The organism is Pseudomonas ulcerans (genome assembly GCF_036324125.1).
GTDB classification, from domain to species: Bacteria; Pseudomonadota; Gammaproteobacteria; order Pseudomonadales; family Pseudomonadaceae; genus Aquipseudomonas; species Aquipseudomonas ulcerans.
Genome location: NZ_JAZDQN010000020.1, coordinates 16,105 through 30,769, shown reverse-complemented (window position 1 = coordinate 30,769; position 14,665 = coordinate 16,105). Strand labels below are relative to the sequence as shown.

The following is a 14,665-nucleotide window of genomic DNA, read 5'->3' as shown; positions in this document are numbered from 1 at the left end:
ATGAAGTTTTTTTCAGCGGGCGCGCAGCCAGGTGACGCCGTCACGCTCGCTGACGGCGATCGGTGCAATGCTCGGCAGGGCCTGGAGGAAGCCCTCGATAGCGTCCAGCTGCACCACGGCGTCGATTCGTGGCTGGCCCTTGCCGGCTTCGACCCGCACCGCCTGGCGCCGGTAGCGCGAGAGGCTGCTGGCGATCTCGTCGAGGCCGGCCTGTTGCAGGACCAGGCGACCGCGCTCGAAGGCGAACGCATTGCCGGCGTCGATCGGCAGCAGGTGCGGGGCGCTGTCGGCGTCGTTGCTGGCGACCTGGCCGGCGCCGAGCAGCAGTGCCCCGCGTTTGTTGTCCATGCGCACGCGGCCGCGCTCGACGCTGACCCGCAGTTCCCGCGCATCCCGGGCCACGACGAAACGGGTGCCGAGCACGGTCACCCGGGCCAGCCCGGCGTCCACCGCGAACACTCGCGCGGTGTTATGGGCGACATCGAAGATCGCCTCGCCCTGCAGCAGCCAGACCTGGCGCCGACCCTTGTCGAACAGCACGCGCAGGCGGGTATCGGCGCCCAGGTACAGTTCGCTGCCATCGGGCAGGCGCTCGCGGCGGCGCTCGCCGATGGCGGTGACATAGTCCTGCTCGAAGCGCGCCGAGCCGAACAGACGCCAGCCCAGGCCGATGGCGAGCAGGCCGAACAGGCCTAGCGCGCCACGGCGCATGAAGGCCCGGCGGCCCTGGCGTTGCTCCATTGCGCCGGCCAGGGCGCGGGTGCTGGCGGTGGACGAGAAGTCGCCCCACAGCTCGCGGAACGCCTGGTACTCCGCAGCATGACGCGGATCGGCCGCGAGCCACTCGCGCAGCTTTTGCTGGTCCGGGTGATCGGCAGGCTGGTGCAGTGTGCGGGTGAACCAGGCGGCGGCCTGTTCGCGTATCGAACTCATGGCACCAGTTGCTCCCGCGCGGCACGCAGGTCGAGGAGGGCGCGGATCAGGTGGCGCTCCACCGCGCTCAGGCTGATTCCCAGCAGGCGGGCGATCTCCGGCTGGCGGTGGCCTTCGATGCGGGCCAGCCAGAACACCTCGCGACAGCGCGGCGGCAAGCAGTTGATCACCCGCTGCAAGGCGTCCAGGCGCTGCTGCATGTCGGCCAGGTGTTCGGCAGAGGGGGCGAAGTGCTCCTGCTGCGCTTCATTGACGGCCGCCAGGCCCTCGCTGCTTTCCAGGGAGCAGAAGCGCCCGCTCTGGCGGAAATGGTCGATCAGCACGGTCTGCGCCACGCGGCGCAGGTAGGCGTTGGGTTGTTCGATGCGGGTCTGGCGGTCGGCCACCAGATAACGGATGAACGCGTCGTGCAGCACGTCATAGGCCAGGTGCATGCACCCCGTGCGACGCCCGAGGCTCAGCAGCAGGTCGGTATAGGCCCAGCGCAGGTCGATTCGATTCCAGTTCATGCCGCCCGACAGTCCTTGCAGCCCGCCAGGGCTCTGGCGGGTGTCGGGAGGATAATGATCCCGGTTGTTTTGCGCAAATGGGAATCACTATCAGAAGCGTCGCGGCCCGTCCTGGCGAGGGGAAGCCTTGCCTCCCAGGGGGCGCGGACGCCGGCGTTCCAGCAGCAACAGGCGCAAGGTCTTGGCTACCAGCGCCCCGAGGATGCAGCCTGCCGCCGTGGCGATCATCTGCAGCAACAGGCCGAGTCCGCTGACCAGCGACTGCTCCTCGAAGAAGTGCGCGACTTCCGGCCACAGCGCCAGCCACACGGCGATGAAGCCCAGCACCAGGTCGTACCAGCGGCCGCTGACGCCGGCGGGCCGATAGCCGCGCACGAAGAGGATGAACGCGCTGAAAGCCATGGCCAGCAACAGCGTGCCGAAGGTCTGCCCGAGGGCGTCGGGTCCGGACATGGCGCTTACCTCCCGTCGCTGCCGCGCAAGCGCAGGCATTGCCGACGGTGCAGGCCCAGGCGCACTTCGTCGAGCAGGGCTTCGGCGCAGTCCAGGGCGTGGCGCGCGTCGGCAGCAATGGCCGTGGCCGCGCCGCTGAAATCATCGATGCGCAATCCCGGGGTCAGCGCCGGCATCTCCACCAGGGTCCAGTCCAGGCCGCTGACATCCAGGCTGCGACGCAGTCCGGCACCCAGGGCCTCATCATCGCTGTCGTCGGAATCCAGCAGCCACTGCCAATGCCCGATCAGGAACAGCCGCGGCACGCCGGCGCTGCCCAGGCCCAGGGCGCCGTCGAGCAGGTTGCCGCATTGCGGCGGCAGGTCTTCCTCCAGCTCTTCGCCCAGGCAGGCGAAGACCACGTCGAGGCCGGCGATGGCGCGCTTCACGGTTTCCACCGAGTCCAGGCTGCCCAGCTTGCAGCGCAGGCCGGGGCGGGCGGTGATGCCGTTGAGGTCGTCGAGCAGGGCGCTGACCTCATGCTGGCGGTGCAGCGCGGCGGCGATCAGGGCCTGGCCGAAGCTGTCCCGGGGGTTGAACACGCCCAGCTTCAGGCGCGGCGTTTCAAGATTGTGCATGGAGCCTCCTGGCGAGAGCGGGCCGATATGGATTTCGAAGCCGGCCTGTCCCGCGGAGTTCCACCGGCTTGACGAGCGTCAAGCCCGGCCGTGCGCGGACGCGCTAGTCTGCCGCGCACAATGAGGCCCCGCCATGATCTATCCTGTCCTGCTGACCCTGCACCTGTTCGCCGCCATCGTCTTCATCGGCACGGTGTTCTTCGAAGTCCTGTTCATCGGCGGCATCCGCCAGCAACTGCCAGACCGCCTGATGATGATGCTGGAGCACGCCATCGGCCAGCGTGCCCGACGGCTGATGCCGTGGGTGCTGCTGGTGCTGTTCGGGGCGGGCGTGGGCATGGTGCGCGAGCGTTATGTGCCGCAGTTGTCGACGCCGCTCGATTCGCCGTTCGGCCTGCTGCTGGGCCTGAAGATCCTCGTCGCGTGCAGCGTGCTCGGGCATTTCGCCACCGCGCTGCGCTTGTTCCGCAGCGGCCGAATGACCGCGCGGGCGGTGCGCTTCATCCACGCCAGTGTCTTTACTCATCTGGTGCTGATCGTGCTGCTGGCCAAGGGCATGTTCTATCTCAGCTGGTGACGGTGCAGGAGAGCCCGCCATGCAAGTGATCGACCGCAAGTCCGCCTTGGCTATCGCCCCTCTGTGGCGCCTGGCGTTTCGTCCGTTCTTCCTCGGTGGCAGCCTGCTGGCGCTGCTGGCGGTGCCACTGTGGCTGGTGGCCCTTGGCGGCAAGCTGGACTGGAGCCCCGCCGGCGGCTGGCTGGCCTGGCACCGGCATGAACTGCTGTTCGGCTTCGGTCTGGCGATCGTCGCCGGCTTCCTGCTGACAGCAGTGCAGACCTGGACCGGCCAGCCCGGCCTGAGCGGCAGGCCCCTGGCGGCCCTGGCCCTGCTCTGGCTGGCCGGGCGCCTGGCCTGGCTCGCGGCGGCGCCCTGGCCGCTGCTGGTGCCGCTGGAACTGGGTTTCCCATTGCTGCTGGCGGGCCTCATGGGGCGCGCCTTGTGGAAGGTCCGCCAGCAGCGCAACTACCCGCTGGTGGCGCTGTTGCTGCTGCTCACCCTGGTGGATGGCATCGCCATGGCCGGCCTGGTGGCAGGCAACGACGGCTGGCAGCGCCAGGGCGTGCTCGGCGGCCTGTGGCTGGTGGCGGCGATGATGGGACTGATCGGCGGACGGGTGATTCCGTTCTTCACCCAGCGCGGGCTCGGGCGGGCGACGGCGGTGCAACCGTGGGCGTGGCTGGACTGGCTGCTGCTGGGCGGTTCGGCGTTGGTGGCGCTGTTGTACGCGACGGGCCCGGGACTGCTGGCCAACCTGTTCATCGGCACGCTGTTCGCGCTGCTGGCGATCGGTCATGGCATCCGCCTGGCGCGTTGGCATGACCGCGGGCAGTGGCAGGTCCCACTGCTGTGGTCGCTGCACCTGGCCTATGCCTGGCTGGTGCTGGCCTGCGCAGGCATGGCGCTGTGGCATTTCGGCATGGCGCTCAACCCGAGCCTGGCGCTGCACTGCCTGACGGTGGGGGCCATGGCCGGACTGATCCTGGCCATGATCGCCCGGGTCAGCCTCGGGCATACCGGGCGGCCGCTGCAGCCGCCCAAGGGCATGACCCTGGCCTTTGTCCTGCTCAACCTCGCCGGGCTCAGCCGGGTGTTGCTGGTGCCGACGCACACCCATGCCGGCCTGGGCATGGCGGCGCTGTGCTGGGCCCTGGCCTTCGGCCTGTTCGTGCGCGGCTACGGGCCGATGCTGGTGCGGGCGCGGCTCGATGGGCATCCCGGCTAGGGCATCGGTACTTCGGCAGTGCGGAGTCAGCACGCGTTGCCGAGCAATTCGTAGCTGCGCAGCCTGTCCTCCAATCGGTAGGTGACCGTCACGATGCCGACTTCTTCGCAGCCGAACTCGCTGGCGATCCGCTGGATCTGCCGGCGGCAGGTTTCGGGCGCGCCCACCACCATGTCGCTGAGGGTGTCGTCGAACGCCAGCCGTTGCTGCGGGGACATGAGCGCGTAGCGACGTTGCACCTCCTCAGGATCGAGCAAGGGCTCCCTGGGCGTGACGCCTGCCATCAACTTTCTGTAGACCGCCGTGCCGGCGATGAATCGCGCTTCTTCATCCGAGGCGGCACAGATCACGGCCAGCGCCACCAGGCGAGGTGGCGCAGTCGTGATGCCGGACCGTCGGTACGTGTCGGCGTGGTGCTGGAAGATCGCCGGGGAACAGGCCTTCGGCGCGATGAACCTGGCCAATGCCAGCCCCATGCCGAGCTGCCCGGCCAGGGTCGAGCTGCCTCCGCCGGAACCGAGCATCCACAGCGACGGCAGGGTGGCAGGCTCGACGGCGCAGGCGAGTGCCGCGTAGGCGTGGCCTGCTGGAAAATCACCGCGCAGAAAGGCGCACAGGTCCGCCGCCTGTCGAGGGAAATGATCGTGCTCCAGGACACGCCCGGGGGCGGCAAGCGCAACCGAACTCAAGTGGCCGCCGCCGGGGGCTCGCCCGATCCCCAGGTCGATGCGGCCAGGGAATAGCCCGCCGATCAGCGCAAAGGTCTCGGCCACCTTGTAGGGACTGTAGTGGGTCAGCATCACGCCGCCGCTGCCGACTCTCATCCGCGTGGTCGCGCTGGCGATGCGGGTGAGCAGGATCTCCGGTGCAGCCCCCGCGAACTGGATGCTGTCGTGATGCTCCGCGACCCAGTAGCGGTGATAGCCCCAACGGTCACACTCAATGGCCAGCTCCACCGAGGCGCCGACTGCGGTAGCAGCGGTGCGGTGTGCATGGATAGGGGTTTGGTCGATCACGGTCAATTTCAGCGACACTGCTTTTTCCATTCCGAGGCGAGTGAAGAGCGCGGGTCGGTCGATCGAGACGCGCGCGATTAATTGTGTCGATGTTAACTAATTGCCTGGCGGTAAAGCGATGGCTGTCGATCTGGCGACGAGGAGCCATGGCCTGGTTGCCGTTCGTCATCTGTCGCCGGTGAAGGACCTTGCATCCCGACCAATCTCGAAATACTGTATGGAAATCCAGTATTCGGGAAAGCCTCCCCATGCAACTCATCGCCAAGCTCGGCATCCTTGCCGATGCCGCCAAGTACGACGCCTCGTGCGCCAGCAGTGGCGCCCCCAAGCGCAGCTCGAAGGGGCGCGACGGGCTTGGCGCGACCAACGGCATGGGCATCTGCCACAGCTACACCCCGGACGGCCGCTGCGTCTCGCTGCTCAAGGTACTGCTCACCAACTTCTGCCTGTACGACTGCCAGTACTGCGTCAACCGCCGCTCCAGCAACGTGCCGCGGGCGCGCTTCAGCCCCGAGGAAGTGGTGCGCCTGACCCTGGACTTCTACCGGCGCAACTGCATCAGCGGGCTGTTCCTCAGTTCCGGGATCATCCGTTCGGCGGACTACACCATGGAGCAACTGGTGCGGGTGGCGCGGCTGCTGCGCGAGGAACACGATTTCCGCGGCTACATCCACCTCAAGACCATCCCCGACGCCGACCCGCTGCTGATCGAGGAAGCCGGGCGCCTGGCCGATCGTCTCAGCGTCAATGTCGAGCTGCCCAGCGACGCCAGCCTCAAGCGCCTGGCCCCGGAAAAACAGGCGGGCACCATCCGCCAGGCCATGGGCACCATCCAGCGCGGCCAGCAGGCGGTGGCCGGCGAGGTGCGGGCGCCGCGCTTCACCCCGGCCGGGCAGAGCACGCAGATGATCGTCGGTGCCGACACCTCCGACGACCGCATCATCCTCGGCAATGCCGAATCGCTGTACCAGGGCTATGGCCTCAAGCGCGTGTACTACTCGGCCTTCAGCCCGATTCCCGACAGCCCGGACAGCGTGCCCCTGGCCGCTCCACCGCTGCTGCGCGAGCACCGCCTGTACCAGGCCGATTTCCTCATGCGCGGCTATGGCTACAAGGCCGGCGAGCTGCTCGGCGAGGCGAGCAACCTGGCCCTGGACATCGACCCCAAGCTGGCCTGGGCCCTGTCCAACCGCGAGGTGTTCCCGGTGGATGTCAATCGCGCCGAACCGGCGTTGCTGGCACGCATCCCCGGTATCGGCCTGCGCAGCGTGCAACGCCTGGTGGCGCTGCGCCGCGAGCGGCGGGTGCGCTATGACGACCTGATTCAGTTGCGCTGCGTACTGGACAAGGCGCGGCCGTTCATCGTCACCAGCGACTATCGCCCGCCCTTGGCAGAGATGCGCAGCGGCCTGCTGCGCGCGCGCCTGCGTGAGCCGCAGGCGCCGGTGCAGATGGGGTTGTGGGGATGATAGCCCTCGACTGCGACGACGACTTCACCACCTGGCGCGACCAGGCGCGGACGCTGCTTGGCCATGGCATCGATCCTGCCGAGGTGAACTGGGGGCAGGGCCCGATCCAGGACCTGCTGGCCGTTCCCGACGCCTTGCCGGCGGGGCCGGGGCCGTTCAGGGCGCGGGTGCCGGCCGAACTGCTCGCGCAATTGCAACTGGCGGCTCGCTATCGCGGCGAGCAGCGCTGGAACCTGCTCTACGAGGTGCTCTGGCGCGTGGCCCATGGCGACCGTACCGCGATGCTCGCCGGCGATCGCCTGGGCAGCGAGCTGCAACGGCGGATCAAGCAGGTCACCCGCGAGGCCCACCACCTGCACGCTTTCGTGCGCTTCGTACCCTTGCCGCCGGCGCTGGCCGGGCGCCTGCAGCTGGACCTGGTGGCTTTTCACGAGCCGGCCCATGACATCCTCGAAAGCGCCAGCGGCCATTTTGCCGAGCGCCTGGGGCGGCAACGCTGGCTGATCGCGACCCCGCGGGATGGCATCCGCTACGACGGCGAAGGGTTCGACTACCGCCGCCGCTGCCCCGGGGAGTGGCGGCAATGGGCGGAGCAGGCCGACGACCCCGATGCCGACCTGTGGCTGACCTATTACCGGCACACCTTCAACCCGGCCCGGGTCAATCCCGATGCCTTGCGCCTGCACATGCCCGGACGCTTCTGGCGGCACCTGCCGGAAGGGCCGCTGATTCCCCGGCTGGTGGGGCTGGCCAGGCAGGGCAAGCAGCGCGACGGGCAGGCGCAGGAGGTGGCGGGGCAGGGCGGCAAGCGGATCAGAAGCAGTTTCAACAGTGACGGACCGCGAAGCGGCCCGGTTTCCAGGAGTTAGCCATGCACAAAGCCGACCGTCTGTTCCAGCTGGTCAACCTGATCCGCGTGCACCAGCCGATCACCGCCGAGCGCCTGGCCGAGCGCATCGGCGTTTCGGTGCGCTCGATCTACCGCTACATCGACGACCTGTCCCTCAGCGGTGTCCCGGTCTATGGCACCACTGGCGTCGGCTATGCCCTCGACGCCGGCTTCGAGATGCCGCCGCTGCGCCTGAGCCGCATCGAGGTGGATGCGCTGATGCTGGGCATGGAAATGCTCGCCGGAAGTGCCGACAACCAGTTGGCCGGCGCCGCGCGGACCTTGCTGAGCAAGGTCTCGGCCAGTTCGCCGGAGCAGGCGGTGGACCCGCAGCAGAGCCCGGTCCGCGCCCTGGGCAGCATCAACGCCAGTACCCGCGGCCACCTCAGCGCCCTGCGCCAGGCCATCGAGCACAAGCGCGTGCTGCAGATCACCTACACCAGCCTCGACGGTGCGGTTTCGCGGCGCCTGATCCAGCCCATCGGCCTGTTCTACTGGGGCGGCAAATGGACGGTGGGCAGCTGGTGCAACAGCCGCGCGGCCTACCGCGATTTTCGCGTCGACCGCATCGCCTCGATCCTCACCAGCGAAGAGCCCTGGCAGGAAAGCCCGCAGATCGCCCTGCGTACCTACATGCGTCATCAATCGAGCAACTGGCGTACTGACAGCACGCTGTCAGGATGACCTGCCGATACTGGGTCTCTCTCAACCACGGAAGACCCAGACCATGCACAACCCTGTCCTCGAACTCGCCCTGTTCACCGTCAAGCCGGAATACGTGGCGCAGATGCCGCAATTGCGTGACGGCCTGCGCGAGGCGCTGAAAGCGTTCCCCGGGCTGATCGAATACCGCGGCTACTCGCCGCTGAACGACCAGCGCACCTTCGTCGACCTCGCCCTGTGGGAAAACCTCGAATCCGCTGCCGCCGTGGCCAGGGCTTTCAGCGAGGGCGACCCGCGTTTCGGTCCGTACGCCGCAGCCATCGAACACCTGACCTTCATGGAGCACTTCGCGCCGGAGCGGAGCGACTGAGGCGTCAGCGCAACAGGTTCGGCAGCGATGAACAAAGCAGGGCGATCCCGGAGGCGGTCAACAGGCCGAGCACCACCTGGCGAAAACGCAGATCGCTGATGCCGAGGTACAACCGCGTACCGAGGAACGTCGGGATCAGCATGGCCGGTGCGACGATGGCGAACATCGGCCACATGTCACGGGTGACGAGGCCGGAGCCGAGGTAGGTGGCCATGGTGACCAGCAGCATCGACAGGTTGAAGTTCTGGATGATCGAGCGCTGGCGATCACGGTCATAGCCGCGCAGGGTGCACCACAGGGTCGGCAGGGTGCCGGTGAAGCCGCCGAGGCCGCCCATGATGCCGCCGGCGAGACCGACGCCACCATTGGCCCAGCGACCGCCGGAGGTGATCACCGGCAAGCGCCTGGCCATCAGCATCAGCGGGCACCACAGCACCAGCAGGGTACCGAGGATGGTCTTGAACCAGTCCATGTCCAGCCGTGGCAGCAGGGCCACGCCGAGGGGAATGCCGAGCAGGCCGCCGATGACGAAGGGGGCCAACTGGCGGATATCGAAGCCGCGCCGTACCGAGATCGCTGCCACCAGCTGGCCGAGCAGGGCACCGAACACGGCCAGCGTCGCCGCGACCTTCGGGTCCAGCACCCAGGCCCAGAACGACATGGCCACCAGGCCGAAGGCGAACCCCGACAGCCCCTGGACGAATCCTGCAACCACCGCCCCCAGTGCCACCACCAGATAGATCGAATCCACCCTACGCTCCTTGTATGGTCTTGATAATCCGAAAGTTTGGGGGCAAGTATGGATCGACTCCGGACATCGAGGGAAATGCCATTGGGGCAGGTTGATATAACCGTCGCGAAAGTTGCTATTCATTCGGTTATTGGCTCATGAAACTTGTACTCGATAACTATCACCGCGCTTCGCGCACACAACTTTCCAGCTGCTTGAAATAACCGATCAACGGCCCTGAAACCCCCGGCTATCAAGGTTTCTGGCAGCTAGTATCAACAATCCTGATACTCCGATCGCACCCGCTGTTTTCCTGAACAAGCGTCCGTACACTCGATTGCAACCCCGGTTGAATCACCGGTCCCCACAACTAAAAAAACAAGTGGAGAGACGAATGAGTCAGGTAGCGTTCGAAGATCTTCCGCTGAGCCGTTTCCATATCCGGACGGTCTTCAGCGGCACAGGCGGACAGTTCAGCGACGGATTCGTGTTGGGCATCATCGGCATCGCCGTCAGCATGGCGGCGGGCCCCCTGCAACTCACGGCCCTGTGGATGGGCCTGCTGGGAGCGGCGTCGCTGGCTGGCCTGTTCCTCGGCAGCCTGTTCGCCGGTCCCTTGGCCGACAAGTTCGGCCGGCGCCGGATCTTCGCCTGGGACATGCTGTTGTTCGCGGTGATTTCCGCTTCGCAATTCTTTGTCACCTCGCCGGAGCAACTGCTGGGCTTGCGCCTGTTGCTTGGCCTGGTGCTGGGCTTCGACTACGTGGTGAGCAAGTCGCTGGTCACCGAGTTCGCGCCGCGGCGCTATCGCGGACGTCTGCTCAGCGTCCTGGCGGCGGCCTGGGCAGCCGGGTACGTGGCCGCCTACCTGGCAGGCTTCGCCCTTCGCGATACCGGCCCCGACGCCTGGCGCCTGATGCTTGCCCTGAGCGGCGTGCCGGCCTTGCTGATCCTGCCGTTGCGCCTGGGCGTACCGGAATCGCCGATCTGGCTGATGGCCAAGGGACGCAGCGCCGAAGCGCTGGCGATCGTCCATGCCAGGTTCGGCACGCATGTCACCTTGCCTGTGGCTGCGCCGGCGTCCTCGAAGAAACGCGGCAGCCTGGCCGAACTGCTCAGCCCGCGCTGGCGCAAGAACACCCTGGTCGGTTGCGTGTTCTACACCTGCCAGGTGATTCCGTTCTTCGCCCTCGGCACCTTCTCGCCGCGGGTGCTGGAAGCCCTGAACGTGCAGGACAAGTTCGTCGGTGGCCTGGTCTACAACGTGCTGTTGATGTGCGGTGCCTTGCTCGGCTTGCTGATCATCGACCGCATCTCGCGCCGGGCCTTCCTGGTCGGCACCTTCTACCTCAGCGCCATCGGCCTCGCCGTGCTGGCCTACGCCGGGTTCGGGCCGCTGGGCACCATCCTCGCCTTCGGCTTCTTCGCCTGCGTGCTGGCGGCTGCGGTGAACCTGGAATTCGTCTACCCGCCCGAGCTGTTCCCGACCCACCTGCGCGCCTCCGGCATCGGCCTGGCAGTGGCTGCCAGCCGCTTCGGTTCGGCTTTCGCCACCTTCCTGCTGCCGATCGCGGTACAGCACCTGGGCGTTCATGCGGCGCTGGGCGTGTGTGTCGCGGTGCTGCTGTTCGGCGGGGTGTTCTGCCATGTGTTCGCCCCGGAAACCAGCACGGAGGCCCTGGGCGCCGTGAGCCCGGAAGGCGAGGCGCACCTGCCGCTCGCGGTCCCGGCCGGTGCGCGGGACGGCAAGTGATCCGACCTTGAGGAGAGACCCCATGTCAGGCAACAGGCTTATCGATATGTACGCGGTACAGGTGTTCGTCGCGGTTGCCGAGGAAGGCAGCATGTCGGGCGCTGCCGGCCGCATGGGCATCTCCCAGTCGGGCGTGTCGCAGATGGTCCGTCAACTGGAGGACGAGCTGGGCGTGATCCTGGTCGATCGCACCACCCGTCCCCTGACCCTGACGCCCTTCGGCCTGGCCTTGCGCAACCGCGGTGCGATCCTCAGCGAGGAGTTGTGCAACCTCAAGGCCCAGGTGCTGGACGCCGGGCGCGGGGTCAAGCCGGACCTGCGCATCGGCCTGGTGGACTCCTTCGCCGCCACCTGCGGTTCGGCCTTCACCCGGCAGATGCTCGGGCGGGTTTCGCAGTTGTCGGTGCGCACCGGCCTCAGCCCGCAGCAGGGCGAGTCCCTGTTGCGCCGCGACCTTGACCTGATCATCACCAGCGACCCGCTGATGGACGCCAACGACGTGGTGCGCTACCGCCTGTTCACCGAGCGTTACTTCGTCATCACGCCCAGGTCGCTGAACCAGCCACTGCACAGCATCGACGATATCCGCGCCATGGCCAACGTCCTGCCGGTGGTGCGCTTCAACCGCCTGTCCCAGGTCGGGCTGCAGATCGAGCGGCATATGCGCGGGCTCAATGTCCGCGTGCCTAACCGCCTGGAACTGGACAACGCCGACGCCCTGACCGCGATGGTCGCCGAGGGTATCGGCTGGGCTGTCACCAGCCCGATGTGCTTCCTCCAGGCCTGTACCTGGGTGGAAAACGTCACCGCGCACCTGGTACCGCAACTGAGCCTGGAGCGCTCGCTGTACCTGGTGGCGCGCCGCAACGAATACAGCGCCTTTTTCGCCGATGCCTGCGAAACCGCGCGCTCCGTCATCCTCGACACCTTCCTGCCGCGGCTTGCTGCCTTGGGCAAGGGTGTCGAAACACTGGTCACCATCGATGAGGAAGATTCCCGTGAGTACTTTTGATCGCGCCGACACCCGGGTCGAGCAGGACTATGTCGGCGAGGTGCACATTCCCGCCGGCAAGCTGTACGGCGTCAACACCGTGCGCGGCTTCGACAACCTCAGCGTGTCGCCGCTGAGCATCGCCCACTACCCGGCGTTCCGCGACGCCTTTGCCCAGTGCAAGTGGGCCGCTGCCCTGGCCAACCTGGACTGCGCCGTGCTCGACGGCGCGCAGGCCGAAGCCATAGTGCTGGCCTGCCAGGACATCATCGCCGGCAACTGCGACGACTCGCTGATCGTCGACCTGCTGGAGGGCTCCGGCGGCACCTCCACCAACATGAACTTCAACGAGGTGGTCGCCAACCGCGCCCAGCTTTTCATGGGCCATGCCGCAGGCAGCTACGCCAGCGTCCATCCCAACGATCATGTCAACGCCTCGCAGTCGACCAACGACGTGTATCCCGCGGCGCTGAAGATCGCCACCCATGCCATGCTGGCCGGGCTGATCGACGAGGTCGGCAAGCTGGCCGAGGTATTCGAGGCCAAGGCGCTGCAGTTCGCCGATATCCTCCACCTGGGTCGCACCTGCCTGCAGGATGCCCAGCCCATGCGCCTGGGCCAGCTGTTCTCCGGCTATGCCGCGCTGACCCGGCGCCTGGGCGAGGAACTGCTGGCGGTGCGCGACAAGCTGCGTACCCTGCCGTTGGGCGGTACGGCCATCGGCACCGGCTTCGGTGCGCCGGCGGCTTATCGTGGTGCGGTGTACCGGCATCTGGTGGCGGTTACCGGCGTGGAGTACCAGGCTCCGGACAACGCCTTCGACGCCATGCAGAACATGGACGTGTTTTCCCGGGTCTCGGCGGAGCTGCGCACCTGTTCCGCAGCACTGGCGAAGATCGCCACCGACCTGACCAAGCTGTCCTCCGGCCCGGTGGCGGGCATCGGCGAGCTGCGCCTGCCGGAGGCACAGGCCGGGTCGTCGATCATGCCGGGCAAGGTCAACCCGGTGCTGCCGATGGCCATGATCCAGCTGAGTTTCGCGGTGATCGGCAACGACGTCGCGGTGGCCCAGGCAGTGCAGGCCGGCGAGCTGGAGATCAACCATTTCGAGCCGGTGGTCGCCTCGCGGGTGTTCGACAGCATCACTTTGCTGACCCAGGGCATCCAGCGTTTCCGCGACAAATGCGTCGCCGGCATCCAGGCCGATCCAGCACGTAACCTCGCGCACCTCACCGACTCCATGGCCGTCGCCACCGCCCTGGTGCCGCGCCTGGGCTATGCGCAGGTGAGCAAGCTGGCGCGCCAGTCGGTGAACGAAGGCCGTTCGCTGCTGGCGATCATGGCCGAGTCCGGGGTGATGAGCGAAGCGGAGGCCATGGCGGCCATCGAGACGGCATCGCGGCCGGTGTTCGAGGGCTGAACCCGACGCCCGACGCATACGGAAAGGCCGCACGAACCCTGGGTCCGTGCGGCCTTTTGCGATGCCATGGTGCAGCAGCGATCAGCGTTCCTGATCAGCCTTGCCACCGCCCTGGCGGCCTTGCTGGTTCATGTCGGTGGAGCGCTCGGGCTTGTTGTCCCCCGACATGTCCTTGCCACGCTGGCCGCCCTCGGCGGTGCGGTCGGTGCCTTGGCGCTGTTCGCCGCCGGAGGTCTGGCCGCCCTGGCGGCCTTTATCGGACATCCTGTCCTTGTCGGTACCGGTGTTGGTACCCATTCCGCCTTGCTTGCCACCCTGGTTGTCGTGATTGCCAGCCATGATCTTGCCCTCGTTTCGGTTGACACAGCTTGGTCTGTGTTCAGTTTCGACGAGGGCCCGGGCACCACTGCTCAGAGTTTTTCACGACCGGCTGACCAAGGGTTGCAAAGGCCGGGCCCGAGGTATTTCGCGCCCATGGCATCAGACGTTGTGCAGATCGACAACCGGATCGACTGCCGGTAGCCTCCCGTCGCGCAAAAAAGCGCTTGAGCCGGGCTTCGGCGTGGTGCGGATCAGAAATCGGTTTTTCCAATAAGGATGTGTGTCATGCGTGAACGGAAATCGGCTCGTCTGCTGGTGCTCGACCCCTTGCAGCGGGTGCTGCTGTTCCACTTCGTGCACACCGACGATGCCCTGGCCGGGCACTCGCACTGGGCCACGCCCGGTGGGGGCCTGGAAGCGGGAGAGGATTTTCGCGACGCGGCGATTCGCGAGCTGCGCGAGGAAACGGGGATCGAGGTCGACGACGTCGGCGAGGTGGTGGGCGAGAGGCGCTTCGTGATGCGCCTGCCCAGCGGCGAGGACGTCATCTCCATGGAGCGCTACTACATGGTCCGGGTCACTTCGCAGCAGCTCGACCGCGATGGCTGGAGCGAACACGAGACGCAGGTGATGGCAGCACATCACTGGTGGTCGGTGGAGGAGTTGCAAGGGACGACGCAGACGGTCTATCCGGAGGGCTTGCTGGAGATGCTGGCGCGCGGGGCGTAGCTCTCCAGCGCCCTTGGG

At 67.0% G+C, this 14,665-nt stretch carries 17 protein-coding genes; 10 read left to right on the top strand and 7 right to left on the bottom strand.

What is annotated here, in order from left to right; translation table 11 throughout:
- Window positions 1-12: 12 nt before the first annotated feature.
- The 4 genes from V0R59_RS18205 to V0R59_RS18190 all read right to left on the bottom strand — a co-directional run bounded on the left by V0R59_RS18205 (window position 13) and on the right by V0R59_RS18190 (window position 2,512).
- Entirely contained in the window at window positions 13-933 is a 921-nt protein-coding gene (locus tag V0R59_RS18205; protein ID WP_330075855.1) for a FecR family protein, read from the bottom strand.
- The gene (locus tag V0R59_RS18200) at window positions 930-1,442 is read right to left on the bottom strand and encodes a sigma-70 family RNA polymerase sigma factor (protein WP_330075854.1); all 513 of its coding nucleotides are present in this window, start codon (window positions 1,440-1,442) and stop codon (window positions 930-932) included. The genes V0R59_RS18205 and V0R59_RS18200 overlap by 4 nt, the downstream gene beginning before the upstream one ends.
- A gap of 90 nt (window positions 1,443-1,532) precedes the next feature.
- Window positions 1,533-1,895, bottom strand: coding sequence for a hypothetical protein (locus tag V0R59_RS18195; RefSeq protein ID WP_330075853.1), 363 nt, complete (start codon window positions 1,893-1,895; stop codon window positions 1,533-1,535).
- Window positions 1,896-1,900: 5 nt separating this feature from the next.
- The gene (locus tag V0R59_RS18190) at window positions 1,901-2,512 is read right to left on the bottom strand and encodes an NAD(P)H-binding protein (protein ID WP_330075852.1); all 612 of its coding nucleotides are present in this window, start codon (window positions 2,510-2,512) and stop codon (window positions 1,901-1,903) included.
- 133 nt (window positions 2,513-2,645) lie between these two features.
- Here V0R59_RS18190 and V0R59_RS18185 point away from each other — a divergent pair, with 133 nt between their 5' ends.
- Window positions 2,646-3,089 (top strand): CopD family copper resistance protein, encoded by a 444-nt coding sequence (locus V0R59_RS18185; RefSeq protein ID WP_330075851.1) that lies wholly within the window; start codon window positions 2,646-2,648, stop codon window positions 3,087-3,089.
- 19 nt (window positions 3,090-3,108) lie between these two features.
- Window positions 3,109-4,296: an NnrS family protein gene (locus V0R59_RS18180; protein ID WP_330075850.1), complete on the top strand. Its 1,188-nt coding sequence runs from the start codon at window positions 3,109-3,111 to the stop codon at window positions 4,294-4,296.
- 26 nt (window positions 4,297-4,322) lie between these two features.
- Here the strand turns inward: V0R59_RS18180 and V0R59_RS18175 are convergent, their stop codons facing one another.
- Window positions 4,323-5,330 (bottom strand): MsnO8 family LLM class oxidoreductase, encoded by a 1,008-nt coding sequence (locus V0R59_RS18175; RefSeq protein ID WP_330075849.1) that lies wholly within the window; start codon window positions 5,328-5,330, stop codon window positions 4,323-4,325.
- Window positions 5,331-5,560: 230 nt separating this feature from the next.
- On the opposite strand from V0R59_RS18175, the gene V0R59_RS18170 reads away from it, so the two are divergent.
- From V0R59_RS18170 to V0R59_RS18155, 4 genes are read left to right on the top strand one after another with little or no spacing between them, the layout of a single operon-like run.
- The gene (locus tag V0R59_RS18170; RefSeq protein WP_330075848.1) at window positions 5,561-6,781 is read left to right on the top strand and encodes a putative DNA modification/repair radical SAM protein; all 1,221 of its coding nucleotides are present in this window, start codon (window positions 5,561-5,563) and stop codon (window positions 6,779-6,781) included.
- Window positions 6,778-7,650 carry a TIGR03915 family putative DNA repair protein gene (locus tag V0R59_RS18165; protein WP_330075847.1) on the top strand — a complete coding sequence of 291 codons (873 nt, stop codon included), beginning with the start codon at window positions 6,778-6,780 and terminating at the stop codon, window positions 7,648-7,650. Before V0R59_RS18170 ends, V0R59_RS18165 begins: the two co-directional genes overlap by 4 nt.
- 2 nt (window positions 7,651-7,652) lie before the next feature.
- Window positions 7,653-8,354 (top strand): helix-turn-helix transcriptional regulator, encoded by a 702-nt coding sequence (locus V0R59_RS18160; protein WP_330075846.1) that lies wholly within the window; start codon window positions 7,653-7,655, stop codon window positions 8,352-8,354.
- A gap of 43 nt (window positions 8,355-8,397) precedes the next feature.
- Entirely contained in the window at window positions 8,398-8,703 is a 306-nt protein-coding gene (locus tag V0R59_RS18155) for an antibiotic biosynthesis monooxygenase family protein (protein ID WP_330075845.1), read from the top strand.
- A 4-nt stretch (window positions 8,704-8,707) separates the two neighbouring features.
- Here V0R59_RS18155 and V0R59_RS18150 read toward each other — a convergent pair whose 3' ends face one another.
- Window positions 8,708-9,454, bottom strand: a complete 747-nt coding sequence (locus tag V0R59_RS18150; RefSeq protein ID WP_330075844.1) for a sulfite exporter TauE/SafE family protein — start codon at window positions 9,452-9,454, stop codon at window positions 8,708-8,710.
- Window positions 9,455-9,827: 373 nt separating this feature from the next.
- On the opposite strand from V0R59_RS18150, the gene V0R59_RS18145 reads away from it, so the two are divergent.
- The 3 genes from V0R59_RS18145 to V0R59_RS18135 are packed head-to-tail and all read left to right on the top strand — an operon-like array spanning window position 9,828 to window position 13,597.
- The gene (locus V0R59_RS18145) at window positions 9,828-11,186 is read left to right on the top strand and encodes an MFS transporter (protein WP_330075843.1); all 1,359 of its coding nucleotides are present in this window, start codon (window positions 9,828-9,830) and stop codon (window positions 11,184-11,186) included.
- 22 nt (window positions 11,187-11,208) lie between these two features.
- Window positions 11,209-12,198 (top strand): LysR family transcriptional regulator, encoded by a 990-nt coding sequence (locus tag V0R59_RS18140; protein WP_330075842.1) that lies wholly within the window; start codon window positions 11,209-11,211, stop codon window positions 12,196-12,198.
- Window positions 12,185-13,597 (top strand): aspartate ammonia-lyase, encoded by a 1,413-nt coding sequence (locus V0R59_RS18135; protein WP_330075841.1) that lies wholly within the window; start codon window positions 12,185-12,187, stop codon window positions 13,595-13,597. Before V0R59_RS18140 ends, V0R59_RS18135 begins: the two co-directional genes overlap by 14 nt.
- A gap of 81 nt (window positions 13,598-13,678) precedes the next feature.
- On the opposite strand, the gene V0R59_RS18130 is transcribed toward V0R59_RS18135, so the two are convergent.
- A complete protein-coding gene (locus V0R59_RS18130) occupies window positions 13,679-13,936 on the bottom strand; it encodes a hypothetical protein (RefSeq protein WP_330075840.1) in 258 nt (85 codons plus the stop codon).
- Window positions 13,937-14,203: 267 nt separating this feature from the next.
- Here V0R59_RS18130 and V0R59_RS18125 point away from each other — a divergent pair, with 267 nt between their 5' ends.
- Window positions 14,204-14,647, top strand: a complete 444-nt coding sequence (locus tag V0R59_RS18125) for an NUDIX hydrolase (protein ID WP_330075839.1) — start codon at window positions 14,204-14,206, stop codon at window positions 14,645-14,647.
- Window positions 14,648-14,665: the final 18 nt, after the last annotated feature.